Origin of the sequence: Anthropogastromicrobium sp. (genome assembly GCF_037349415.1) — a bacterium.
GTDB lineage: Bacteria > Bacillota > Clostridia > Lachnospirales > Lachnospiraceae > Anthropogastromicrobium > Anthropogastromicrobium aceti.
On the sequence record NZ_JAXWCK010000036.1, the window covers coordinates 49,360 to 75,349 of the forward strand.

The window sequence follows — 25,990 nt, forward strand, 5'->3', positions numbered from 1 at the left end:
TTCGTCCAAAACAAATTTAATTTTGAACATCTGACAAATGTTTGTTGTAAATCTCATCCACCAGCTCGTGGATCTCTTCTTTTGATATATGCATGCAGCCTGCCTTCGCCAGTGTGACAGACAATTCTCTTCGAATTTCTTCGATTGCCTCAATTTTATCAACATCTACACTGACAATAGCACCTCTTCTGCGATCTAACTTTACATAACCTGCCTGTCTGAGTACTGTGTATGCTTTATTGACAGTGTGCATATTTATGCCGATCTCATCTGCCATATTTCGTATGGAAGGCAGCTGATCTCCATCACAGATCTGCCGCTTTGCAATACCCATAATAATCTGGTTAGTAATCTGCATATAAATTGCTTCATCACTGTTAAAATCTATCTTTATTATCATCTAATCACCTGTCCTCGTCCTGGCCATCATCCAGTCCGGCTAACCAACGATCCAGCTCGGCCTCTTGTTCTTCATCATAATCGCCGTAATCGTCTTCATCATCTGTATAGCCTTCGTCATAATCAAAGTCCTCTGGCTCTTCGTCATGCACTTTTGGTCCTCTTGTATTCTGCGTTCTTTTCTTCTCAAGCAACTCATCAACCTGCTTTAAAAGAATATCCTGCTGCGTCTGAGCAAGCTCCCACTGCTTTTCCTGTTCTTTTCTGCGAGCCATACGCTCATTTCTTTCCTTTTTGTAGCGCCGTTTTGCCGCTGCCCTTCTAATAAAGACTGCAACCCACAAAACAACTGCCAGTGCACCGCATCCTAGCACGCCATATGTGACATATTGAAGATTTCCTGAGGTAACAGTTTCTGCAAAAGTCTGAAATTCATTAACGGTGTTTGAAAGAAGCTCATTTTCATCACCCGGCTTAGCCACTGACTCAGAAACACTTTGAGCTGCCTGATTTGTCTGTGACTGGGAATCACTTTGTGATGTCTGCTCTTTTTGCTCTCCCACCTGCACATGAATGTAGTAATGTCCGATGTTGCCATCCTTATCGGTAACAGTAACAACAATCTCGTTTTTTCCTTTCACAAGATTCGTATTTCCGCTTACCGTATAAAAGCTGTTCTCATCGCTTGTAACGCCTTTTACCAAAATCTTCGTCACATCCTCTGCAACCGTTACATTGTAATCAGTTACATCCGGCTCAAAACGGATAGTACCTTCGCTTAATGTCAGCGACTGCAGCTGCACTCCTTCATTCGCAGATGTTCTTTCAAGTGTCGCTGCTTCCTTCTTAATTATCATATTCATTCCCCACACCTCGTTGTTCTAAACCTTTGTAGGCATCTGTTATAGACAGAATAGCACACCTTTGTAAAAAAAGCAACACTAATTTCCTCCTTCCTGTGTTCCATGTCCGTTTGGATCGACCGGATACGCCTCATGGCCTATCGCATCATACCAACCCACAATACGATCTTTAAAATCAGGATGCGGATATAGGCCTGTATCCAAAATGGCTACCGTTACGCCTTTTCCTGTATAAGAAAGTGATTCTTTGCATACGCCGCCTGTTGGCACAATAATCTGTTCTTTTTCAATCTGTCGCTCCTCACATGTTAAATTGGCATAGCGCCCCCGTTTTTTCTGAAGGCACTCACAATCCACCTCATAAACTGCATTCTTCTCTATAATAAGCATATGTCGCTCCTTCTTGTCATCTGCTTACTATAACTTATGTACTAACAAACATGTTGTCCGCATATACTCCATTAAAGAAAAAAGAAAATCGAAGAGGTGCCTTATGCAGCAAAAGCGCCACATTCAGATTTTAAAAGCCTCTTTGCCGTACATGCACTCGCCGCTTCGGGAAGCCTGCCGTATCTGTGTGCGCATGTTTGAGCTTCAGCAGGCAATGCACAGGCTTGATGAGGAAGAAGAATCTCTTGAGGCCTGCAGTAAGGATGACCAGGATCCGCTCACAGGCTTATCTCAGTCAATCCGCGAATACTGCACGCCTAAGGAGCTTGAAATGCTTGACATGGTAACAAATCTTGCCCAGATGGCACGACTTTATCGCGAATATGAATCAGAAGGAGGCGCCAAGCACGATGACAACACCATTTGACAATATGTCCCCTGAAAAAGCTCAGTTTATTAAACAAATCGTCAGTGATGCAGCCGGCAAAAATCAAAATGAGCTGCTTCCATTTCTTCTTAACATCAATCGCCAAATCGCTGGAAAGCATATGAGCTTTAGCGATGAAGAGACAGATGCACTAGTATCACAGCTGACAAAAAACCTTTCTCCAAAGGAGAAAAAAAGAGTGGAGCTTTTGCACCAACTTTCCAAAATGCTGGCGAAGCAAAGCAAAAAGACACCACCTCCTCAATCTAATACTTGATATATACGCATACAAAAAGAGGCAGGAATATTTGCGTCATTCCTGTCTCTTATTTTTTATACAGCGATATTTTTATTTTTCGTCTTTATTTTTGTCTGGATCCGCAAAGCCATTATCTGAATCTTTTGAATCAGACATATCTGCCCGTTTCGCTTTCTTTAATGTTTCCTCAGAACTATTTGATGCTCCATTTGAGTCTTCATTTTTTTGCGCATTCTTCTTACGGCGAAGTGCAATAAATACACACAGCCATATGCCAATAATTATGATAGCAGCAATCAGTACAATACGAAGTGTATACGGATCATTTTTTAACTGGTCAATAATCTTTTCAACTGTATTCTGGCTGTCAGCTTCAGGCGCAGATGCATTCTGGCTGGAAGCACTCTGACTCAAAGCCCCATCTGTTTCTTTCTCACTTGACGCCTCCTCAGAAACGGTTTCATTCTTGGAGGCTTCATTCTTGAAAGATTCGCTTTCTGAAGATTCACTCTCTGAAACAGCTTCTTCTGATTCATTTTCAGCAGCCTCAGATGATGACTCCTCTGACATACTGCTTTCAGCTTCTTTTGATGCTTCTTCAGAGGCATTCTCAGACTCTTCTTCTGACGATTCGTCCTCTTTAGAGGCAATTTCATCTTCCATTGTCAGATAATCAGTCTTAATATAGCCTTCCTGACCATCTACCTCGACGCGGCACCAGCTTGCATGATAACCTGTCACAGTAACCTCAGTGTCTGCATCCAGCAATGTAACTGACGGACTGTACTGTGTAGGTTTCTCTCTTAAATAAACGGAACTAGTTGTAGTTGCCTTTGTGTTAGTATCCTCGAAGGTATAGCCAGTTGCGTACTCGCCCTCCTTCATATTCTCAAGCAGATAATCGAGCAATTTAGCATATGCCTGAAGGTGCTCATATGCACGCGTTCCAAACGTATTCTCAATAAATGTCAGATTATCATACTCAGCCTTATGCATAATAGTACCGCCGTCAACGGCCGAATTGCTTGTCTGATAGAAATTTGTGTACGGCTCACCATTCCAGTTTGAAGCTTCACAATAGATATAAGGAATACCTACATTAGCAAATGGCATCTGATCACTCGCTGTTGCTTTTGTAGGTGTCGGGAAACTGTCGTTTACATCTGGATGGAAAGACATATCAAGACCAAGAAGATCTGCTGCTGACTGTGCCTGATAAACAGCCCAATCCTGAACAATGCTTCCACTGTCATCCACAGTACCTCCGTAGAGATACATATTGTCGCCAGCTGCAATCGTATCAATATTTATCATACATGCAATGCGGTCGCGCTCTTCCTGACTAAGATTATCTACATAATACTGACTGCCAAGACAACCCGGCTCCTCTGCTGAAAATAGGATGAAGCGAATAGTATACGGAGATTCTTTTGTGCTGTAGATACTTGCAAGCTCTAACAGTACGCCGACTCCCGATGCATTATCATCAGTACCAAAAGTCTGCTCCACACAGTCATAATGCGCACCAACTACAATAACACGATCACTTGCTCCCTGTTTTGAAAAAATAAGATTTTCTCCATAGCATGGTGTCACACCATCAGCTGATGTCATGGTAAACGGCTGTGCCATATACTCATAGCCCATCGTAGCAATCTGTGCCTTTAACCATTCCTCGGCTCCTGACAGCATTCCGTTTGATGAATTGACCTGACGATATGGATAATTAGACTGCAGCTGCTTCATAAACGCATATGCATTATCGCCATACTCAGCATGAACGGTCTGTGGAAATGAAACTGCACACATACCAATTACCAGGCACAAGGCCAGAACTGTTGCTTTTATCCTTTTGCAAATCTTCATAGAAACCTCTTTTCCGAAATCTGGTAAATACTCAGAGCCATGCAAAATTGCATTCTGCGTATAGACCTGAAAATCACAATACTCGTTTCAAAAATTGTCAAAGCCGCAGCGCTGCCGCATTATGCGACTGTATGCTGCGGCTTTATTTCACATTATTTCATAACGATGTTGATAATTCTTCCTGGAACATAAATCTCTTTGATAATATTTCCAGTCAGCTTATCCTTGATTACTTCTTTTCCTGCTGCAATAGCAGTATCCTTATCACAATCTCTTGCGATAGAAACAGTACCCTTTGTCTTTCCGTTAATCTGAACGGCAATCTCTACTGTATTCTCAACAGTCTTTGCCTCATCATACTCTGGCCAAGCCTGCTGATACAGACGTCCGCCAAAACCGCAGTCTGCCCACATTTCTTCTGTGATATGAGGTGCAACTGGATTTAACAGAATTAAGAATGTCTTTAACTCGCCCTTTGTGATGCTGCCCTTCTTGTAGAAATCATTTAAAAGTGCCATCATTGCAGCGATTGCTGTGTTATACTTTAAGGTCTCAAAGTCTGAGGAAACCTTCTTCATAGTCTGATGCATCTTAGTTTCCATATCCTTAGAAAAACCTTCCTCATCAGTCAGCATATCCTGCAGCTTCCATACACGCTCTAAGAAACGACGGCATCCCTTTACGCCCTCATTGCTCCAGCTTGCTGCAAGCTCAAATGCACCGATAAACATCTCATAAGTACGAAGTGTATCTGCACCAAACTCGTTTACAATATCATCAGGGTTGATAACATTTCCACGTGACTTAGACATCTTCTCACCGTTCTCACCAAGAATCATTCCGTGAGAAGTTCTCTTCTGATATGGCTCCTTGCATGGAACAACACCCTGATCATACAGGAAACGATGCCAGAAACGAGAATACAGAAGATGAAGTGTAGTATGCTCCATACCGCCATTGTACCAGTCTACCGGCAGCCAATACTTCATAGCTTCCTTGCTTGCCAGTGCATCGTTATTGTGCGGATCAGTATAGCGTAAGAAATACCATGATGAACCTGCCCACTGAGGCATAGTATCAGTCTCTCTCTTTGCCGGACCGCCGCAACACGGACATGTTGTATTAACCCAATCAGTCATAGCAGCTAATGGAGATTCACCATTATCAGTCGGCATATAGCTTTCTACATCTGGAAGCTCCAGCGGCAGTTCGTCCTCTGATAACGGAACATATCCACACTTTTCGCACTTTACGATCGGGATCGGCTCACCCCAATAACGCTGTCTTGAGAATACCCAATCTCTTAACTTATAGTTTTTCTTTGGTGTACCAATCTTATTCTCTTCAAGATACTCAATGATCTTCTTCTTTGCATCAGCAACCTCAAGTCCATCAAGGAATCCTGAGTTTACAAGTGTTCCTGTCTGAACATCAGTAAATGCAGCATTCTGAACATCTCCGCCTGCTACAACCTCAACGATTGGAAGGTTAAACTTCTTTGCAAATGCCCAGTCTCTCTCATCATGAGCCGGAACTGCCATGATTGCACCAGTACCATAGCTCATCAGTACATAATCAGAAACCCAGATCGGGATTTCTTTTTTATTTACCGGATTAACTGCCTTTAAGCCCTTGATCTCAACACCGGTCTTATCCTTTGCCAGCTCAGAACGCTCGAAGTCAGACTTCTTTGCTGCTTCCTCACGGTATGCAACAATCTCATCCCAGTTGGAAATCTGATCCTTATACTTATCAAGATATGGATGCTCCGGGGATACTACCATGTATGTTACACCAAATAAAGTATCCGGGCGTGTTGTATAGATGCGAAGCTTATCATCTGCACCAGCGATTGAGAAATCAACCTCTGCACCATTTGAACGGCCAATCCAGTTTCTCTGAGAAACCTTTACCTTCTCAACATAATCAACGCTGTCAAGACCATCGATCAGCTTATCTGCATATTCGGTAATCTTTAACATCCACTGGCTCTTCATCTTACGAACAACAGGGCTTCCGCAGCGCTCACATACACCGTTTACAACCTCCTCGTTTGCAAGACCTACCTTACAGGAAGTACACCAGTTAACAGGCATCTCTGACTTATATGCCAAGCCTGCTTTGTACAGCTTTAAGAAGATCCACTGTGTCCAGTGATAGTAATTCGGATCAGTTGTGTTAATCTCTCTGTCCCAATCGAAGGAATAACCTAAAGACTGCAGCTGATTTTTGAAACGAGCTACATTATTCTTTGTAACGATCTTCGGGTGAATATGATTCTTAATTGCGTAGTTTTCTGTTGGAAGACCAAATGCATCCCATCCCATTGGATACAGTACGTTGTAGCCCTGTAATCTTCTCTTTCTGGCAACAATATCAAGTGCTGTGTATGGACGCGGATGACCTACATGAAGTCCCTGTCCTGACGGATATGGGAACTCAACCAGCGCATAATACTTTGGCTTGGTGTAGTCATCTGTTGCGGCAAATGCCTTCTCATCCATCCAGACCTTCTGCCATTTTGATTCAATTTCTTTTGGATCGTAATTCTTGTTCATTGTGTTTTGTGTTTCCTTTCCGGGTCTCTTCTTATGAAAAAAAAGAGCCCTTTCTTTCTCTTTGTATAGAGACGAAAAGACTTCGCGGTACCACTCTATTTCAAGGCAGCCATATGCCTTGCCCTCGATCTTCTATAACGGGAATACCCGCCGCCAACTACTCCGTCTTTATATAATGACGTTTCCCTACCGGTGCTCTAAGGTCAGTTCGGCAGTTATAAGCTGCTGCCTTTCACCTACCGGCAGCTCTCTGAAGCTCTCCCCTGCTTACTATTCCTTGTCATTGCATTTTTTTCACTTTTTTACAATACCATAGAAAAAGGGGGCTTGTCAACCCCCTCTTTCTTTCAAAACTCTTAATGTTAGATTGTTGGTTACTGCTCTTCTTTTTCAGCTGCCTCAATAATCTTCTTCTGGACATCCTGAGGTGCCTGCTCGTATCTTGCAAACTCATAGGAGAACTCGCCCATACCACCTGACATTGCTCGAAGATCGGTGGAGTAACCATACATCTCTGCCATTGGCACATCTGCTGTTACCATCTGCTTGCCGCCTGCTACGTGATCCATGCCAAGTACTCTGCCGCGGCGCTTATTTAAGTCACCCATAACATCACCGACAAGTTCATCCGGAACGGTGATGGAAACTGATACAATTGGCTCTAAGATCGTTGGATTTGCCTCTGCAAAGCCCTTCTTGTAAGCAAGAATTGCAGCCATCTTGAATGCAAGCTCTGAAGAGTCTACCGGATGATAGGAACCATCAACAAGTGTTGCTTTTAAGCCAACTACTGGATAACCTGCGAGTGTACCCTTTAATACAGACTCCTGAATACCCTTTTCAACTGCCGGGAAGTAGTTCTTCGGAACAGCGCCTCCTACTACCTTCTCTTCGAATACATATGGTGTATCAAGATCACCTGATGGCTCAAATACCATATGAACATCGCCGTACTGTCCGCTTCCGCCTGTCTGCTTCTTATACTTACCCTGTACCTGAACTTTCTTTCTAAGTGTCTCGCGGTATGCTACCTTCGGGCGATACAGCTCGATCTCAACCTTATAACGATTCAGAATACGGCTTGCAACAACATCAAGCTGCTGATCACCGATGCCATAAATCAGTGTCTGGTGATTTTCTACATCGTTCTCAAGACGAAGTGTCTGATCTTCCTCTACCATACGTGCAAGTGCACCATTGATCTTATCTTCATCTGACTTATTCTTTGCACGGTATGCCTTGCATGTATATGGCTTACTTACCTGCGGTCCATCATAAATAAGTGTTGCACCCTTTGTGGAAATGGTATCACCTGTGGAGATCTTTTCGATCTTTGCCAGTGCACCAATATCTCCTGCGCGAAGCTCTGGAACCTCAATGGTTTCTTTGCCGCGAAGCAAATACAGCTTAGACGCACGATCTTCTGTTCCCTTATTTACATTATAAATGCCATCACCGGCCTTTAATGTACCTGTTACAACCTTAATTAAGGAATACTTTCCGATAAACGGATCTACTACAGTCTTAAATACCTTTGCAGACAGATGCTTGTTCTGATCACACTTTACCATTACAAGCTCTCCAGTAGATGTTTCCTTTCCATGGTTTATTGTATATTCAGGTGATGGGAAATATTTCTTAATTACGTTCATCAGCATACTGGTACCCTGATTATGAATACCTGATCCAACTAATACAGGAACAATCTGACAGTCCATAACGTGAGTTCTAAGTGCAGTAGAAACTTCCTCATAAGTAAACTCTTCACCTGCAAAATAACGCTCCATCAGCTCCTCGCTTGTATCAGCAACAGCCTCAACAAGTGCATCACGGCTGATGTTTAAGTGCTTATCCATATAATCAGGAATATCACACTCTTCATATTCGCTTGTATCATTGATAAAACGGCGGCCCTTCATCTTTACAACATTTACAAAGCCGACGAACTTTTCATTCTCACGGATCGGCACATGGAACGGTGCTACCTTACGTCCAAAACGATCATTTAACTCAAGAACGATCTTACGATAGCTGGCCTGATCATCATCCATGCCCGTTACAAAAAACAGTCTCGGCAGCTTATACTTTTCGCAAAGCTCCCATGCCTTTAATGTACCAACCTCTACGCCAGATTTGCCGTTGATCACGATAACAGCGGCACCTGCTGCGTGGCAAGCCTCCTCTACTTCTCCTACGAAGTCAAAATATCCAGGTGTATCTAAGAAATTGATCTTGATGTCCTCGAACTCGACCGGAACTACGCTGGTCGAAATGGAAAACTGACGCTTCTGCTCTTCCTTATCATAATCGCTGATGGTGTTTCCGTCCGTCACCTTTCCCATCCTAGCTGTAATACCGGTCTGGTAGGCAATAGCCTCAACAAGTGTTGTCTTACCACATCCGCCATGTCCCATTACTACAACGTTGCGGATGTTTCCAGTTTCATAAACCTTCATAAGTCACGTCCTCCAATCTTTCTTTGCTTTCCAAGTTTATTTTGTCTCTTTTGCAGTATGTAATTTCGAGACCCCTTGAAATCCGATAGATATATTATATAAAATATTTCAAATAATTGCAACTATTTTTTCACATTTTTGATATGGTTTTTATTACAATTCATGTTACGAAAGCCATTCGGTGCAATGATTTCGTCGTTGGAACTATATTTCGCGCTTTAAAGTGAAAAAGCTTGACTTTCCACTCCACTTTCGCTACAATACGTTCAGACACTCTGGTTTTCCTATACTGCCAGAGCACGGAAAGGCAAAATTATGAAGCTTAAGACAATAGGATTTATCGGGCTTGGACTGATTGGCGGTTCAATCGCCCGCAAAATAAAGCAGGTTCACCCTGATACCGTAATTATGGCTTATATGAGAACACGCAGCACGCTTGAAGAGGCAAAGGCTGACGGCATTGTTGACATAATTTTAGATGGTGTAGATGAGACACTTCGCGCATGTGACATGATCATCCTTTGCACTCCCGTTTCTTTTAATGAATCGTATTTAAAGGCTATTCGGCCATTTATAAAGCCTGGCTGCATTGTGACTGATGTTGGCAGTACAAAAACAGCTATTCACGAGACGGTAATCGCACTTGACATGGAGGACTGCTTTGTCGGCGGACATCCAATGGCAGGCTCTGAGCGCACTGGATATGCATGCTCAAAGGCTTCTCTTTTGGAGAATGCATATTATGTAATCACGCCGACTTCAAAAACAACGAACGATCAGCTCGACACAATGATTCAATTTGCCGCTGATCAGGCAGCTATTCCGCTTGTACTTGACTATAAAAATCATGACTATGCAGTTGCAGCAATCAGTCATGTACCGCACGTTATTGCATCATCTTTAGTAAATCTTGTTGCTCAGTCTGATTTTCCTGACGGGACAATGAAAAAGATTGCTGCAGGCGGTTTTAAGGACATCACAAGAATTGCATCTTCTTCTCCTGTTATGTGGGAGCAAATTCTTTTTACAAATAAGGACAATATTATTTCCTTATTAGAGGATTACAAAAAGGCAATTGACCAGACAATAACCGATCTAAAAACAGACAATCATAAAGACATTTACGATATTTTTGAGCAATCTGGTACATACCGCAACTCCATCAGCGATAAGCGCGGCAGTGCAACAATGAATCCGGAATATGCCATCTTTTGCGATATTCCTGACCAACCAGGTGCTATCTCTGTCATTGCCACTTTGCTTGCCTTTGAAAATGTCAGCATTAAAAATATAGGAATTAACCATAACCGTGAACATATGGCTGGTACAATCAAGATTGAGTTCCATGATCAGGCTTCCTGCGAAAGAGCAACAGAATGCCTTAAGTACCACCATTACCCGGTTTATCAGAAAAAATAAGAAGATATTCAGAAAGGATCTTTATGAAGATAGTAATTGTGGGTGGTGTCGCATGCGGCGCGACAGCAGCAGCCCGTATCAGAAGATTAGATGAGCATGCTCAGATTATCGTATTTGAGCGTTCCGGATATATTTCCTATGCTAATTGTGGACTTCCATATTATATTGGAGATGTTATTACAGATCCAGAGGCTTTGACACTGCAGACGCCAGAAAGCTTTTTTAAGCGTTTTCGTGTTACAATGAAGGTTCATCATGAGGTGACAGCCCTTCATCCAGAGAGAAAAACTGTTTCTGTAAAAAATCTAACTACAGGAGAGGTATTTGAGGAATCTTATGATAAATTGATTCTTTCTCCAGGTGCAAGGCCGACACAGCCAAACCTTCCAGGTATTGATATGGAAAAAGTATTCACTCTTCGCACTGTCGAAGATACTTTTCGTTTAAAAAAATATATTGAAACCAAAAAGCCCACGTCAGCTGTGTTGGCCGGCGGCGGCTTTATCGGACTTGAATTGGCTGAAAATCTAAAGGATCTTGGCATAGATGTAACAATCGTTCAGCGCCCAAAGCATTTAATGAATCCATTTGATGCAGATATGGCATCATTTATTCATAATGAAATGAGAAAGCACGGCGTAAAGCTTCTTCTTGGACGCACTGTAGAAGGATTCGAAGAAAACGGTGAAACTATTCGTGTACTGCTTAATGATGAGCAGGTGCTACATGCTGATCTTGTTGTCCTTGCCATTGGCGTCACGCCAGATACACATCTTGCAAAGGAAGCCGGACTGCAGCTTGGTATCAAAGACAGCATTGTAGTCAATGATCGCATGGAAACATCAATTCCTGATATTTATGCAGCCGGCGATGCTGTTATGGTTAAACATTATGTCACAGGCCAGGATGCACTGATTTCTCTTGCAGGACCAGCAAATAAGCAGGGACGCATTATTGCAGACAATATCTGCGGCGGCGACAGTCACTACCTTGGAAGTCAGGGAAGCAGTGTCATTAAGGTATTCGATCTGACATCTGCAACAACTGGTATTAACGAAACAAATGCACGCAAAGCTGGATTAGATGTTGATACAGTAATTCTTTCTCCAATGAACCACGCTGGCTATTATCCCGGCGGCAAGGTTATAACAATGAAAGTTGTTTTTGAAAAGAATACATATCGTTTGCTAGGCGCCCAAATTGTAGGCTACGAAGGCGTTGACAAACGAATTGACGTGTTGTCAACAGCCATTCATGCAAATCTTAAGGCAACTTCGCTACAGGATTTAGATTTAGCTTATGCGCCGCCATACTCTTCTGCAAAAGACCCTGTTAACATGGCAGGTTTTATGATTGATAATATTGCAAATGGCATCTTAAAGCAGTGGCATTTAAGTGATCTTACATCAATTTTGCAGGATTCAAATGCAACACTTCTTGATGTGCGTACTATTTCTGAATATGAACACAGTCATATTGAAGGCTTTAAAAACATTCCTGTTGATGAGCTCAGAGATCATTTATCAGAAATTGAAAAAGATAAGCCTGTATACGTAATATGCCAAAGCGGACTTCGAAGCTACATTGCGACACGTATATTGTCACAAAATGGCTATGATGCCTATAATTTTGCCGGAGGATTTCGTTTTTATGAAGCCGTAATGCATGACAGAAGCCTTGTCGAGAAAGAAACAGCTTGTGGAATGGATTTATAAGTTTCTTACTTGCCAGTGGGGACATTAATTCAGCCACCGCACCTGTCCCCCTGGTCTTTGATTATGTATTCCATCTGTGTTTCTTTTGGCTTCAGTCCCATTTTTTCATAAAATGCTTTTGCTGAGTCGTTTCCTTCCCAAACATTTAAAGTAACTTCATAGCAGCCGAGTCTCACCGCTTCTTTTTTTACATGCTCAAACAGCTTCTGACCGATATGCTTTCCTCGAATCATTGTGTCCACACATAGATCATCGATAAATAGCGAGGTAAACTGCACCATATTGTTTGAAAATGGCTGCTGTCTTAATTTGCAAAATGCATATCCTACCACTTGATCTTTTTCATCCACTGCTACATATACCGGATTTTGATCATCCTCAAACATCTGTAACAATTCTGCATCTGTATATTTTGTTGTTCCACTCACAAAAACATCTGGTCTTATTTTTGCGTGAATTTCAAGAACCTGTGACAACAGATCCATTACTTTTTTGATATCTTTTTCTTCAGCTCTTCTGATTTCAATTTGCTTCTCCATAATTTTTCCTTTCGATTATTTTATCATATCTTTATCGTGACTCTGCCTTTTTCAAAATCAACACCCAATCATTTGCTTTATCTTTTCTTGAATCAAGCTTGAAGCAGGTGTTCCAAGACCAATCTGAAACAGCTTCACTCCTGATATATGGCTCATCAGCAGGACAATAGGAAGTTATACTTTTCATTTTCCTCCACATTTTCCACACCAATGGCATCCATTACAACTATATCTTCTTTTACAAGTTTTGCATCGCGGCTGTATTGGAACATCGGTCTCTCCAGACGGATACGACAAACCAGAGCGCTTTGCCTGTACACTTTGGTATGCTTTAGGTATTCGATAAACTTTTCCATCTTTAATAAATACATTGCCTGTTCCGATAAAGTCAAATCGAACATTTTCCTTTTCACACTGATCATGTAGCGATTTTACCCACTCATGTCGACAGGGACGATTTCCGTCATAGTTTTCTCCATCACAAAGAACTTGTTCAAATTGCTTTGTTGCAAGATAAGGCTCAACATGCACTTCAGATAAAATCGGTGCAATCATAAAAGCCTTGTGTTTTGCAGGAATATCAAGTAATATCGGCAATCTTTCATCGGCTCTTTTTTGATTTTCCGTCGTGACACAAAGTATTACATTCTCCCAGCCATCATTCCAATCGAATGGAAGACACTGCTGGATTCGCCCGGCTCTTTTGGTCTGAATCCAAAAAGAAACATCCGAACGAATCCGAATCATATCCCATATTTCATCACGCCAGACATCTGCCTCTTCCAGAAAAAAATCAGACGTCATGCACACATGCAGCATTGTTCCAGACGGTATTTTGTAGATTCCCTGACGTGTTTTTTTGAGTGGAAGATTAAAATTCGTTTTGGTTTTATATATCAAACTTCCATCTTGATCCCTCTGTGCATCTAAGTAGTACATATAGCAGTGATCACAGCCTTCGCTGTATTTGTTACATCCATGCCACGGATTCCAGATATTCATTTTCATAATTCCGCTCTTGTTTCCTCTGGCACTGCTTCAATATCTTCGATCGTTTTCAATGCTTTTTCATCGCAAAACGCATTGATCTTGTCAAACAATTTTGCACATGCCAGTGTATCCTTCCACGGCACAACATCACTTTCCAATTTTCCAGCTTGAATACAGCGAATTGCATCTTGAATCTCATATGTAAAACCATTTTTTGTTTTTTGATCTACAAAATGCTCTTTTAATTCCCCGTCATTTCCATACAAATATGCCTCTGATGCATAGTGAGGATGTGGAAGAACGATTTTTCCAAATCGGCCATAAATTACCATCTGCTCCTCTAACTGTGCAACAAAGCTTGTCAGCAAATCAGCAAATGTATCTTCAAAGCAAATGGCAACATGGTCTGTAACATCGACACCGGTATCACTCCAAGTTGCCGACACGGATATATTTTTAATTGCTTGATTTAAAATAAACGTCGTGATTTCATATGTATAGACCGTGATATCCTTTGCTGCGCCACCTCCCAACTTTGGATTAAAATATCGATTTTCTTTGTCATCTGGCGCTACAAATCCAATATTACACTGCAAAACAGTTGGCATTCCGATCTTTTCTTGTTCCACCCATCTTTTTGCCTGTTGCACAGCAGGAAGATACCGACTCCACAAAGCTTCCATGACAAAAATCTTTTTCTCACTCGCTAGCGCATACAAGTTCTTCGCTTCCTCTGAATTTTGAAACATCGCTTTCTCACACAAAACTGGTACGCTGTGATTTACGCAGAGCACACTCAAGCGATAATGATCATTTGTTGTCACTGCAATATAGGCACAATCTGGTCTTTCCTTCTCCAATAAAATCTCATAATCATCATAATAGCTTTCAACACCATTCTCTTTTACAAAATTTTCTGCTCTTTCAAGACTTTTACTTGCAACTGCACATACCTCGCATCCATCAATTCGCGATACGGCATCACAAAACTGCCTTGCAATATGACCTGCCCCCAAAATGGCAAAACGAAATTTTTTCATAAGGGTCCTCCTAGTATCAACTCTTAAGTAATTGTTATCGTATTTAATTTCTCATTACCTGATTATTCTCTTTTTTATACGCATCTTAAATTTCTGGCGAGTAGTCTATCTTAACCTCCCTGATCGGCTTCAAAAATTGATCTACATCATAATACAGCCGCTCCAATATCGGTATTAGGTCAATATATTCCTCAACCTCACCTACACTGCTATACTTTGCCATTACAACCAAATAACCATGATCCCACTCCACTACTTTTATGTATCGTTCCAAACGAGTAGATGTTCGAAAGCGAATCACGTCATTATTAAATTAAAATATTGTGTAGTTCCCTTGACTCCTTAAAATGGCGCATGTGTTCACTTTTTCACCTCCATTTCTGACTATTATTTATTACTATCCATAATGCTCTACTTCATAATCTTATCCATCAATGATTTATAGCTGTCCACAACATCGTAAACAACATTGCCATTAGAGATCGCTTTAAAGTGTTCTCTTGCACAATGAATCTTTGATTCCTCAATCAAATGCAACTGCATAGAGGACATAGAACCCTTCGTTTCCGCCACAAAATAGATATGCTTTACTTTGCCCTCATAGAAGGCGATTGCCCAATCAGGGTTATAATGTCCTACTGGAGTCGAAATATAGAATCCATCTGGTAACTTTACATATACGACCACATCTGTATTGATATCCAGTTCGGTAGCAAAGTCGCGTTCATTGGTCGAATCAAACACAACATGATCATACAAATGCTTCTTTGCTTTCATCGCATTGATGCCTAACCTTCCCTTAATAGTCGGATCGGTAAAGACCTCCGTGCCGTAACACTCATCTAAAACATCGTAAGTAATGTGCTGAATAATTGCCGTAGCTTTTTCATCATTGATGAGCGCAGCTGCTTTGATGATAAACTCTTCTGGATTATCTTTAAACTGCTCGAAAACAGACTTTTGAATGCCACAAAAATAGCAATAATATCTTTACGGGTCAGCTTTGTCTCTTAAATCGCTTTTTCATTGGTATCTTGGAAGTGTCTTCTGGAAAAACTATCCTATTTTCAGCAATGAGTTGAGCCATAGATTCCGGAATATATGACCAAACACGGTTGTAATTTGGTTTATAGACCTTTCCTGTTTGTTGTCCACGGGCCACGAGGATCGTTATCCGGATTAGAATATCCTTTATAATCTTTGTCGATGCCACGAAAAGCTTGAAATGTTTTCCCTGTATATGCAAGAACATATTCGTGATCTGTGTAACATTTACTTTTATCAAGTTGTGAAGATGCTCGACGTTTCCACACAAATGTTGCCAAAAAACAACGTGTTTCAAACACTTCATCACAGCATTTCTTAAGATTCTCCTGCTCATTATCATCAATACTAATAAAAATACCCCCTTCATCCGTCAACAAATTTCTTGCCAACATCAGTCTTGAATAAATCATGCTGCACCAGTCAGAATGAAAGCGCCCGTTGGTGTCTGTATTTTTGAATAAACGGTCGCCTGTTTCTTCATCATACATTCCCATCTGTTGATTTTCTTCTTCCTGTGAATGCATGAAATTGTCAGCATAAATGAAATCGTTGCCTGTATTATAAGGTGGGTCTATTGCCCTTACAAAATTGATACAATCACACGATTATACTCTGAAACGATAGGCACAGTGTGCATTATGAACGTTACGCACAGTGTGCAAAGTGGGTGCATAATGAACGATAGCTTTTTGTGCGTACATCGGCAGCGCCTCCTTTCCTATGATTTAGGTATTGCAAACTTGAAGTTGTCTATTATCTGATACAAGCTTTGGCAGTATAGGATTCAACATCAATCTTAACCACATTTACTGCACTTGCCATCTTATCGTCGATCTCATGTTCTTCGCCAGTCTGTACTTTCATAAGAACGCCAAGTGCTTTACATTTTTCTTTTATATCTTCAATGATCATTGCTTTACCTCGACACATAACGCTCTCATACTCTGCTCCATATTTGCAAGGTATATCCGCTTTAATAAGAGATTCACCTCTATCAATTTCTACAAATACATTCCTGTTTTCTTTGAGGCACTCCAGCTTGTGTCCTTCTTTCGCACAATGCACATAAAATGTCAGCTTTCCCTTTTCCATTTGGTAGCCATAATGCAATGGTACAATATAAGGAAATTCACCGTCAAACATTCCTAAATGCATATATCTTGCTGACGCAATAATTGTCTCGATTTTATCAATGTCGGTAATCTCTCTATCTTTCCTTCGCATAGTTTTTTACTCCCTTCAAATTCCGATTTATCCCGTATAAGCGTCATCCGCCGTGTTCTTGAAGTTCTGCTTCTCCAGCCACTCCTTTTCTTCCTCATTCTCCGGGATGTCGATTCTTTCTATTTTAAATATGACAGGTCTTGTCCCGTCATTACAGCAGGTGATCATCATGCGCTCATCATTTGTCCAGCCATGCATGATGGATCCGCCCTGTAAAGCGGTATAGACATATCGGCTCACTGCATCCCATGCCTCACCGCAGAACTTGCCGTTCATCAGATGATAAAAATCATCCTGCTGTGGTGTTCTCTTCAATAAAAATGTCTCACCTGCCTTGAAGCAGGGACACGGTCCTGACTTCGGATTAGCCAGATATTTCTCCTGCAGTTCTGGGAATACTTTTGTTTCCAGAACCGTTATTCTACATTCGTGCTGCATAACATTACTCCTGTTCTGTATCCAATTTTTTCAGTCTTTCAATCCATCGACGAGACTGGGGTCAGGGCCGACCAGCTGTGTGCAGCTGGCAGACCTGACCCCGAAACTTTCACACTACACTTTCTCTATTCATGTTCTGCATCCCTATACAGCAAATGTGCGTTAGTATGCAAGAGTTTATCAAACATTGCTATTTCTTCATCGGAATATCCCTCTCGCTCTGTCCATTTATAATCTGGCAACTCGCATCTTGCAGAATCAAATCCATTTTCAGTCGGACGTTCAAAATTAACAATTACCTTTTGTTTTCCATCTTTTTCAATTATTTGTCATTGAATTTGCCGTCTAAAGCAACTCATTTCTACATTATTACTGTAATGGATAAACATAGAACCCGTAAGTGTCAATGCCCTCTCGGGCTGATGACTCATTTCTACAGTACCCCTTCAAAAACCTAGGTTTTATGCGGTTTCCAGAGCCTATTTTTGCAAGTATTTGTCAGAATATTCTGACAGGTCCTCTTTTTCGTGCATGTTTACAATTTGGACACATTTAACACGCCAAATCTTCCCAACCCCTGAGTTTACTATAGCACAAAACTATTCCTCTGTCATCCTATTTTTTCACCAAAACTATAGAAGAACACATTCGCTTATACTCTCTTTAACTCCGGTGAGAAATATGTTAAGACAGCATTTGCACCCACTTCCCATGGATTACAACTAAGTGATAAAATATGGGATGTTGGTGGATTTGTAACCACATTTAATAAGCCCCTCTGTTCAAACTGTTGATCAAGTTCTGCTCTGCTGAAACACTTGGGAAGCTCTTTTAAAATTTGCAATACTTTTGCTTCCTGATCATCTGACAGATTCATCCATATTGAACTGACAGCTGGTGGAATTACCACTGGTGTATTACAAAAGCGCTCCCAATCATTCGGATGATCTGCAAAATATTTTTTGATTTCGGTTCTTTTCTCATCGGTAACAATTTTACACCACTCTCCATCTACACACTCGCTCCTTATTTGAATCTTCATTTTGGGTGTAAAAGCTTTTTTCAGAAAGACCCACTTTCCAATTTGCTCTCCTTTTTTCCAAAATTGCTTTCCATAACCGCTATCTTCCTCTGCATATTTCGCTTTGATATCAACAACTTGCCAATATCCTACACTATACTGCGTAACCCAGTCACCTATTTGAAACATCTGCCTGCTCTATTCCTCACGTTTTTTCTTATGTACTCTTATATACTTACTTTTGCACTTCCAATCCAAGTATATTATAAATATAATATCAAGTAAAGTCAATTTTTCGCATATTTCAAGAACCTTTCGGATGTAATATTGTAACCTAAATCCGCGGTGAACCGATTTGCTTTTACGAGGCCGAACGTTGTAGCAGGACTTTCAAAGTAACTTAAGATAATAAATAGCGTAACAGGTACCTGCGGAAAAGAGAGGCCGACAAAACAATCGGCGAACCGCGCTCGTAAAACTTCCGGGTTGCACCTTGTAACCTCACGGACTCCACACACTTCCGGGTTGCACCACACACACTTCCGGGTTGCCACACAAAAAACGGCACAGCCCACTTTCGCAGGCCATACCGTTTCGGGTTGTCACATTATCATATTGTATAGCATAAAGATTACTGCTGCTTTTTGCTGTCGTTTAAAATTGCAGTAAAGAATGCCAGCGCCAGACCTTGTCCCCATCCCTGGATCCAAGCCTTTGGTACGCCCATATATCCCTCGCGGTCTTTCATAACTGCTGTGCCGCCTGATACGTTCAATACTCTTCCATCTGCGGAAACATTATCTAAAATGCCTTTTAATGCCTTCTGAACATACTTTGCATGAAGAGGATTGTTCATCTCTACCATTGCTGCTGCGATACCTGCTGATGCAGATACTTCCTCGTATGCTTCCTCATCATCGAGAATTGTTCTCCAAAGACCATTTTCTGTCTGAACGAGTTTCAATGCTGCAAGCTGATCGCGAAGTGAGCACTCTACGTCCATGCACGGTGGGAACAGATACCAGTCATACAGATTCTTCTTTACCTGAGACATGGTATATGCTGCCCATGCATTAGCACGGCCCCAGTAAAAACCTGACATGTGATCTTTATGAACGTTGTTGTAGCCATGATACCACAGGCTTGTCTCTTTGTTCTGCAGATACTGAATATGCCAGTAATACTGATTTAATGAATCGTTGATGATGTCCATTGCCTGCGGCTGATACTCCATAAGTGCTGCATCTTTCGGATCGTCTGGATTAAGCATACGAAGCTTTGAACCAACGCGAAGCATTAAGAAAGCTGCCATAAAAAGTGTATCTGCCCAGCACTGCTCTGGAAAATCGTTGTTGCTTGAAACAGTGTGCTGCAATACATGATCGCCAAAACGAAGTGCATCGTTTCTAAGATACTCGATCTTGCTCATGATGATATCCCAGTACTTCTTGTCGCCTGTGTACTCGTACAGAGTGATCAGGCAGTGACCCATTGCGCAAGTATTTACATTCCATGACGGCAGACCCATCTCGATGTACTCGTCTACCCAGTTCTTTAAAAATTCCATGTACTCTGTTTTTCCGGTTGCCTTATATGCCTCTGCCAGTCCATAATAAGCTACACCACACGGCCAGTCCCATGTCAGATCCATGGTCATCGTCTTCTTTGCCACACGGTCAATCGCAGACAAAATTTCTTCATTGTCGAATGAAACCTTCATGTTTTCCTCCTGATTATAAAATCTTTGTTGCAAATGGTGCAAGCTCTACAGTTACATCACCCTTTGCAGTCTTAATTACTGTCTTCTGTGTGTCACCACTGTTATTGATGACTACCAGCTTATCAATTTCCTCATAATATGCACACTCAGTATACAGGTTGTCACAGATATAATCTCTTACCTTATCTTCCTTGCCAAGAAGTGTTAACAGTGCTCTCATTAAGAAACGTGTAGACTCCTTTGATACGCGGAAGGATGACATATACATTGCCTTACCTGCACCAAATTGATTCAGCGTAATAAGCGGTGTCTTTCCATTAGCAGCCAGTACGCTTACATTTGCGCTCTTGCAGTAAACGCCCGGATTTTCTACCATTGATTCACCGATATTTGGTGTATCTTCCATCACAAATGTGCCTTCTGTAACTGGATTTACATACTTTCCGATACACTTTTTGGTGCCAAGATCCTTGTCGATGCCAAAGACAGGTGCTAACTGGAAGAAGCTTCCATTTGCCCATACAGCAGACGGATCATTTACGCCAAGCAGACCTCCGCCGTTGTGAACGAATGCAGTCAGTGCTTCGATTACACCAGCTTCCTTCCAATAATCGCCGCCGCTCCATGCACTGTTTGCAACACCTGCGTTAATGATAACCTTTACATCTTCTGGAATACCATTTGCTAAAACATCATCAAAGCTCATAAACTGTACATCAAATGGAAGACCTGAAATTGCATCAAGAAGATTTGTCAAATCGACCTCTGGATGCTCATGCAGATGACCGCTGCAGATCCATGAACGAAGTGAACCCCATGCAGTAAGCACTGCTACCTTGCCTGGCAATGTGTATGGCTCACATGATGCGTTGAAGCTCTTTAACAGACGAAACTCATCTGCTACCTGTGCAATGTAATCACAGAAATCCGGGAATGGCTCTACAAGATGCAGATATCCGCCCAGACCAATACGGTCTACTGGCTTACGAAGAAGTGCACGACGCACATTTACCCAGTAACGGCTTGCATCCAGCTTTGGATTTCCGCCCGGTGCAAATGTTGGCTCACCTGTCAGACCAGTCGGGAACAAATATGGATGGAAACGAAGCTCATGCGTAACACCATCTACACCTGCGCAAAGACGTGCCTCAAAGCCATTGAATACACACTTGATCAGACCATCAAAGCCAAACTCCTTAAAACGCTTGGAATACGGCTCTACACCAATCCAGCTGTCATCATAGAAAACATAAGCTTTCTTTCCATAGCTGTGAACGATATCGATTAACTTCTTTCCGAAGCTTACAACAAATTCATTGATAAAATCCATCCATGCTCTATACTTCTTAGACGGAACATTATGAGTGGAAGTATAAAGTCCTGCATTGACAAAATCCTCGGATGTCATCGCGTAGCCATACTTCTTCTCAAATTCCTTGAGCGCTAACGGTGTGGTTGTCATTGCATATGAACCCCAGTCAGAGAATGCATCTCTGCAGTTTTTGTCATCCTTCCAGAACCATGCAAAGTTGTAGAACATGGAAGTAAAACGAACTACTGTTGTATCTGGATTTTTCTCACACCACTCTGTCATCCACTTTATCATATGAGCCTGTGTCTCTGGGTATCTTGGATCAACTGCCATCAAATGTTCCTTGTCACCCCAATCATTTGTAATGTGATTATACATGGAAATCTCTTCCCAAAGGCGAACTGCAAGGAAGTTTACTGTATAGCTGTGCCACGGTGATGCACCAGTAATAGTTACTGTTTCTGCCTCAGAATCAAAGCTCCAGTTCTTGATCTCCTCGCCTGTTGTGCGGTCAAAAACTTGCCAATATGCCAGTGCTTCCTCTGACTTATTGAGCTTAAACTGCTGAGTAAAATATCCCTTTAATGGGCTGATCACTACTGTATCAGACTCTGCCATAACAGGCTCGCTCATTAAAAAGTTTTGCTGAAGTTTATCCATATTCTTTTTCGCCCATGCATTATCGGCACGGATTACGCAAATCGTAGAGTAAATACCATACCCTGCCTTTGTAATATCTTCTGAAAGCTTCGTACCATCGCTGTCGCGAATGACGTCTGCTCCCCATTTTTCTGCCATTTTTAATGTCAGGCTCTCAAAACCTGCTTCACCTGGCAGCGTAAAGCTGCCTTTCTTTATTTCTGCCATCTCATCCTCCCTTTCCTGAAAAGCTCACAGCTTCTCACACTTTCGGTAGTTACCCTTATCATAACCGAAATAATTGATCAATTCTAATCATATTGTTGTCTTTTCTTTGCAGTTTTGACGAAATAGCGTGTCCTTGCCCTTATTTTCACATACATTTTTAACAAAGCAGTTTGGAAGTTTGTTTCATGCTTGCAAGTATCCTTTTTTTCCTTTACAATGAAAGTCAGACAATCAGCTGTCTGATAAAAAAATAGGTCAAAATTCATTTTAAATTTTAGAAAGGATATATGTATTATGGAAAAAATTGCAAGCTTTCAGGTCAATCATCTTACTCTTGTCCCTGGCGTTTATGTTTCTCGCCGCGACAAAGTTGGAAGTGAAACATTAACAACATTTGATCTTCGCATGACAAGACCAAACAAAGAACCTGTCATGAACACGGCTGAGGTTCACACACTTGAGCATCTTGGCGCTACATTTTTACGCAATCATCCTGTATGGAAGGATCGCGTCATTTATTTTGGACCGATGGGATGCAGAACTGGATTTTATCTGATCTTAGCTGGTGAATTAGAGCCGATGGACATTATTGATCTGCTTTGTGAAATGTATGCTTTTATGGCTGGTTTTGAAGGTGAGGTACCAGGTGCAGATGCAATTTCCTGCGGAAACTATCTTGATATGAACTTGCCTATGGCAAAGTATCTGGCAAAACGCTATCTGGACAATGTGCTCGGTAATCTGACAGAGGGTAACACAGTTTACCCGGCATAATGGTCCCACTACAATACTTATACCCCTCGTACTTAAACCTTGAGGGCATAAAAAAAGGCACAGCCGAAGGTTCTCCTAGCGGCGGTGCTTTTTTTCGTTCTATTCAATTTGAGGCGAAAAACGTAATCAGTCCTCGTCTTCCTCTTCCGGCTGATTCCAGTTATGATATACTTCCTGTACATCATCATCGTCATCCAGCATATCAAGAATACGGTTCATAAGCTTTACATCATTATCAGATGTCAGATCAACATAATTCTGAGGAATCATAGTAACCTCTGCGCTTGCCATCGGAACACCTGCTTTTTCAAGTGCCTCTCTTACCTCAGAGAAGTTGTCTGGATCGGTGTAGATCTCGTAGCAGTCTTCTTCCTCAGAGAAATCCTCTGCGCCTGCATCAAGAGCAGTCATCATCAGCTCATCTGCATCGCCCTCATATTCTTCCTTATCTACGATGATCTGACCCTTGCGGTCAAACATGAAGGATACGCAGCCATTTGTTCCTACGTTTCCGCTGCCCTTTGTGAAAGCGTTGCGCACATTTGATGCGGTACGGTTACGGTTATCGGTCAGTGTCTCTACAATAATCGCAGTTCCGCTTGGGCCATATCCCTCGTAAGTGATAGACTCGTAGTTTGCAGCATTTGCATCTCCTGCTGCCTTCTTGATGCTGCGGTCAATGGTATCATTTGGCATGTTGTTTGCCTTTGCCTTTGCAACGACATCACGCAGCTTGCTGTTGTTTGCCGGATCTGCTCCGCCTTCCTTTACTGCAACTGCGATTTCACGGCCGATACGGGTAAATACTTTTCCCTTTGCGGCATCGTTCTTTTCCTTCTTATGCTTAATATTGGCAAATTTAGAATGTCCTGACATTTTTAACGCTCCTTTGTGACTTAAAACTATATGTTTGTTTAACTAATTTATCTTATCATGTATTTTTCAATCTTGCAAGTATAATTTGAAAGACCCGCTCTATCTATGTACGGGTGATGTCTAAACTGACGCGCAGTGCCTCGTCTATCTGGCGGATCATATCCTCTTCCAGATGACATACCTTTTCGCGAAGGCGCTGTTTGTCTATTGTGCGAAGCTGCTCTAGTAATACAACGGAATCTTTTACGATACTGCAGCAGCGTGAATCAATTACAACATGCGTTGGCAACTTTGCCTTTGACATGCGTGATGTAATGGCGGCACAAATCACTGTCGGGCTGTGCCTGTTTCCCATATCGTTTTGTATAATAAGTACCGGGCGGACACCACCCTGTTCAGAACCTACCACAGGGCGAAGATCCGCATAATAAATATCACCTCTACGGATTACCATATATGCACACTCCAATTTCTTTCAGGATATTCTAAGTATTTCCATATTGGAATTTCTTATTCATCCTGACAGATGCTGTTATTGTATGGTATGTGCATATATTGATCATCGCAACAATTTAACGCTGTGCTTTGCACTCCCGCATCTTACTCTGATTACATAAAATCACAGTAATCGTCTTCGTTATAATCCTTGCTTCCGACTACTTTGCCGTGGCGGTAATAAACTCTCGGAATACGCTTTCCAAGGTCACACAAAAGTTCATAATTAAAGCTTCCCGCAAGTTCAGAAACTTCCTCGGCGCTCAGCTCATTATCACCGCTTTTTCCAATGACAACTACCTCGTCGCCTTCTTTTGCTTCTGGAATATCACTGATATCTACCATTGTCTGGTCCATGCAGATACGGCCCAAAATCGGCGCTTTCTTTCCATGGATTAAAATACTTCCCTTATTTGAAAGTGCTCTTGGATAACCATCTCCATAGCCAATTGGAATCGTGGCTACCACAGTTTCATGATCTGTTACAAATGTTGCTCCATATCCGATTGCTGTTCCTGTAGGAACAGTCTTAATATAGGCAATCTCAGACTTTAGTGTTAGTGCCGGTGTGAGCGATACAATATCCTTTCTGACTTCCTCTGACGGGTAATAGCCGTACAGAGAAATACCGATACGAAACATATTGCCCGGCGCATTTGTCATCCAGATGCCTGCTGCTGAATTAGCACAATGGCAGATTGGAGGACAGCATCCTGCCTCTTTTAAGCTCTCTACTATCTTTTGGAAGCGTTTTTGCTGCTCAATAGCTCCTTGATTTTTGATCATATCAGCAGTTGCCATATGAGTAAAAATACCCTCTGTACAAATATTCTCCTGAGTTGAAAGCCATTTTACAAAAGAAAGTGCATGCTCTGGTGTCATGCCAATGCGGCTCATTCCCGTATCTACCTTTACATGTACATATGCTTTTTTGCCCATCTTTTTTGCCGTCTCAGAAAGAAGCATTATCTTATCTTCCTCAAAACCGGCATAACGAATTTTATGATCAACCAGATCTGCAAAGCGTTCCGGATGAACATAACCGAGCACCAGAATGGGCTTTGTGATGTTATGGCGGCGCAGATTTAATGCCTCGTCAATTGTGGCTACGGCATAGCCCCATACCAGATCATCAATTGTTTTTGCAACTGGGACGGCTCCCAGACCATATCCATCTGTTTTAATAACACCGCAAAGCATTGCCTCTTTTGGAACATTATCTCTAAACGACTCCATATTGGCTCTTATGGCATCCAGATTAACCTCTGCCCAGACTCTGTGATAGTTATGCATAT

General features: G+C 41.7%; 25 protein-coding genes, 1 pseudogene and 1 other annotated feature. Of the genes and pseudogenes, 5 read left to right on the plus strand and 21 right to left on the minus strand.

The window, feature by feature from the left end:
• Positions 1-16: 16 nt before the first annotated feature.
• The 3 genes from WJP93_RS08320 to WJP93_RS08330 all read right to left on the minus strand — a co-directional run bounded on the left by WJP93_RS08320 (position 17) and on the right by WJP93_RS08330 (position 1,652).
• Complete coding sequence (locus WJP93_RS08320) at positions 17-400, minus strand: GntR family transcriptional regulator (RefSeq protein WP_118612007.1); 384 nt, start codon at positions 398-400, stop codon at positions 17-19.
• A gap of 4 nt (positions 401-404) precedes the next feature.
• Positions 405-1,262: a cadherin-like beta sandwich domain-containing protein gene (locus WJP93_RS08325; RefSeq protein WP_337547729.1), complete on the minus strand. Its 858-nt coding sequence runs from the start codon at positions 1,260-1,262 to the stop codon at positions 405-407.
• Between the two features lie 78 nt (positions 1,263-1,340).
• Positions 1,341-1,652, minus strand: a complete 312-nt coding sequence (locus WJP93_RS08330) for a S8 family serine peptidase (protein WP_227101585.1) — start codon at positions 1,650-1,652, stop codon at positions 1,341-1,343.
• Between the two features lie 103 nt (positions 1,653-1,755).
• Between WJP93_RS08330 and WJP93_RS08335 the strand changes: the two genes are divergently transcribed.
• On the plus strand, positions 1,756-2,079 hold the full coding sequence (locus tag WJP93_RS08335; protein ID WP_337547732.1) for a hypothetical protein: 324 nt from the start codon (positions 1,756-1,758) through the stop codon (positions 2,077-2,079).
• Entirely contained in the window at positions 2,063-2,356 is a 294-nt protein-coding gene (locus WJP93_RS08340) for a hypothetical protein (RefSeq protein ID WP_227101586.1), read from the plus strand. The genes WJP93_RS08335 and WJP93_RS08340 overlap by 17 nt, the downstream gene beginning before the upstream one ends.
• A 72-nt stretch (positions 2,357-2,428) precedes the next feature.
• On the opposite strand, the gene WJP93_RS08345 is transcribed toward WJP93_RS08340, so the two are convergent.
• The 3 genes from WJP93_RS08345 to WJP93_RS08355 form a co-directional block, all read right to left on the minus strand.
• Positions 2,429-4,204, minus strand: coding sequence for a M28 family peptidase (locus tag WJP93_RS08345; protein ID WP_337547734.1), 1,776 nt, complete (start codon positions 4,202-4,204; stop codon positions 2,429-2,431).
• 152 nt (positions 4,205-4,356) lie between these two features.
• Positions 4,357-6,762: a leucine--tRNA ligase gene (gene leuS, locus WJP93_RS08350; protein ID WP_337547736.1), complete on the minus strand. Its 2,406-nt coding sequence runs from the start codon at positions 6,760-6,762 to the stop codon at positions 4,357-4,359.
• A 64-nt stretch (positions 6,763-6,826) separates the two neighbouring features.
• Positions 6,827-7,055, minus strand: a binding site (T-box leader).
• 81 nt (positions 7,056-7,136) lie between these two features.
• The gene (locus WJP93_RS08355) at positions 7,137-9,218 is read right to left on the minus strand and encodes an elongation factor G (RefSeq protein ID WP_262536428.1); all 2,082 of its coding nucleotides are present in this window, start codon (positions 9,216-9,218) and stop codon (positions 7,137-7,139) included.
• A gap of 297 nt (positions 9,219-9,515) precedes the next feature.
• Between WJP93_RS08355 and WJP93_RS08360 the strand changes: the two are divergent.
• Together WJP93_RS08360 and WJP93_RS08365 are read left to right on the plus strand one after the other, a co-directional pair.
• Positions 9,516-10,637: pseudogene (locus tag WJP93_RS08360) on the plus strand (prephenate dehydrogenase); the annotation flags it as partial.
• 23 nt (positions 10,638-10,660) lie between these two features.
• Positions 10,661-12,352, plus strand: coding sequence for an FAD-dependent oxidoreductase (locus tag WJP93_RS08365; protein WP_337547738.1), 1,692 nt, complete (start codon positions 10,661-10,663; stop codon positions 12,350-12,352).
• Between the two features lie 29 nt (positions 12,353-12,381).
• Here the strand turns inward: WJP93_RS08365 and WJP93_RS08370 are convergent, their stop codons facing one another.
• The 12 genes from WJP93_RS08370 to gnpA all read right to left on the minus strand — a co-directional run bounded on the left by WJP93_RS08370 (position 12,382) and on the right by gnpA (position 22,550).
• Complete coding sequence (locus tag WJP93_RS08370) at positions 12,382-12,879, minus strand: GNAT family N-acetyltransferase (protein ID WP_337547797.1); 498 nt, start codon at positions 12,877-12,879, stop codon at positions 12,382-12,384.
• Between the two features lie 43 nt (positions 12,880-12,922).
• A complete protein-coding gene (locus tag WJP93_RS08375) occupies positions 12,923-13,078 on the minus strand; it encodes a hypothetical protein (protein WP_337547740.1) in 156 nt (51 codons plus the stop codon).
• Complete coding sequence (locus WJP93_RS08380) at positions 13,075-13,899, minus strand: DUF5131 family protein (protein ID WP_337547741.1); 825 nt, start codon at positions 13,897-13,899, stop codon at positions 13,075-13,077. Before WJP93_RS08380 ends, WJP93_RS08375 begins: the two co-directional genes overlap by 4 nt.
• Positions 13,896-14,921: a Gfo/Idh/MocA family oxidoreductase gene (locus tag WJP93_RS08385; protein ID WP_337547743.1), complete on the minus strand. Its 1,026-nt coding sequence runs from the start codon at positions 14,919-14,921 to the stop codon at positions 13,896-13,898. Before WJP93_RS08385 ends, WJP93_RS08380 begins: the two co-directional genes overlap by 4 nt.
• Positions 14,922-15,006: 85 nt before the next feature.
• Positions 15,007-15,174, minus strand: a complete 168-nt coding sequence (locus WJP93_RS08390) for a hypothetical protein (RefSeq protein ID WP_337547745.1) — start codon at positions 15,172-15,174, stop codon at positions 15,007-15,009.
• Positions 15,175-15,332: 158 nt separating this feature from the next.
• Entirely contained in the window at positions 15,333-15,698 is a 366-nt protein-coding gene (locus tag WJP93_RS08395) for a hypothetical protein (RefSeq protein WP_337547748.1), read from the minus strand.
• Positions 15,699-16,048: 350 nt separating this feature from the next.
• Positions 16,049-16,561, minus strand: a complete 513-nt coding sequence (locus tag WJP93_RS08400; protein ID WP_337547798.1) for a site-specific DNA-methyltransferase — start codon at positions 16,559-16,561, stop codon at positions 16,049-16,051.
• Positions 16,562-16,721: 160 nt separating this feature from the next.
• Positions 16,722-17,192 (minus strand): pyridoxamine 5'-phosphate oxidase family protein, encoded by a 471-nt coding sequence (locus tag WJP93_RS08405; protein WP_337547750.1) that lies wholly within the window; start codon positions 17,190-17,192, stop codon positions 16,722-16,724.
• Positions 17,193-17,219: 27 nt separating this feature from the next.
• Positions 17,220-17,630 (minus strand): TIGR04076 family protein, encoded by a 411-nt coding sequence (locus tag WJP93_RS08410; RefSeq protein WP_337547752.1) that lies wholly within the window; start codon positions 17,628-17,630, stop codon positions 17,220-17,222.
• 652 nt (positions 17,631-18,282) lie between these two features.
• A complete protein-coding gene (locus WJP93_RS08415; protein ID WP_337547753.1) occupies positions 18,283-18,840 on the minus strand; it encodes a hypothetical protein in 558 nt (185 codons plus the stop codon).
• A 442-nt stretch (positions 18,841-19,282) separates the two neighbouring features.
• A complete protein-coding gene (locus tag WJP93_RS08420) occupies positions 19,283-20,371 on the minus strand; it encodes a glycoside hydrolase family 88 protein (RefSeq protein WP_337547754.1) in 1,089 nt (362 codons plus the stop codon).
• A gap of 13 nt (positions 20,372-20,384) precedes the next feature.
• Complete coding sequence (gene gnpA, locus WJP93_RS08425) at positions 20,385-22,550, minus strand: 1,3-beta-galactosyl-N-acetylhexosamine phosphorylase (protein ID WP_337547756.1); 2,166 nt, start codon at positions 22,548-22,550, stop codon at positions 20,385-20,387.
• A 294-nt stretch (positions 22,551-22,844) separates the two neighbouring features.
• On the opposite strand from gnpA, the gene WJP93_RS08430 reads away from it, so the two are divergent.
• Positions 22,845-23,324 (plus strand): S-ribosylhomocysteine lyase, encoded by a 480-nt coding sequence (locus WJP93_RS08430; RefSeq protein WP_337547757.1) that lies wholly within the window; start codon positions 22,845-22,847, stop codon positions 23,322-23,324.
• A gap of 126 nt (positions 23,325-23,450) precedes the next feature.
• On the opposite strand, the gene WJP93_RS08435 is transcribed toward WJP93_RS08430, so the two are convergent.
• The 3 genes from WJP93_RS08435 to alr all read right to left on the minus strand — a co-directional run bounded on the left by WJP93_RS08435 (position 23,451) and on the right by alr (position 25,988).
• The gene (locus WJP93_RS08435; protein WP_337547759.1) at positions 23,451-24,200 is read right to left on the minus strand and encodes a YebC/PmpR family DNA-binding transcriptional regulator; all 750 of its coding nucleotides are present in this window, start codon (positions 24,198-24,200) and stop codon (positions 23,451-23,453) included.
• Positions 24,201-24,303: 103 nt separating this feature from the next.
• Positions 24,304-24,654, minus strand: coding sequence for a type II toxin-antitoxin system PemK/MazF family toxin (locus WJP93_RS08440; RefSeq protein WP_066562565.1), 351 nt, complete (start codon positions 24,652-24,654; stop codon positions 24,304-24,306).
• A gap of 155 nt (positions 24,655-24,809) precedes the next feature.
• Positions 24,810-25,988 carry an alanine racemase gene (gene alr / locus WJP93_RS08445; RefSeq protein WP_337547760.1) on the minus strand — a complete coding sequence of 393 codons (1,179 nt, stop codon included), beginning with the start codon at positions 25,986-25,988 and terminating at the stop codon, positions 24,810-24,812.
• Between the last annotated feature and the right edge of the window lie 2 nt (positions 25,989-25,990).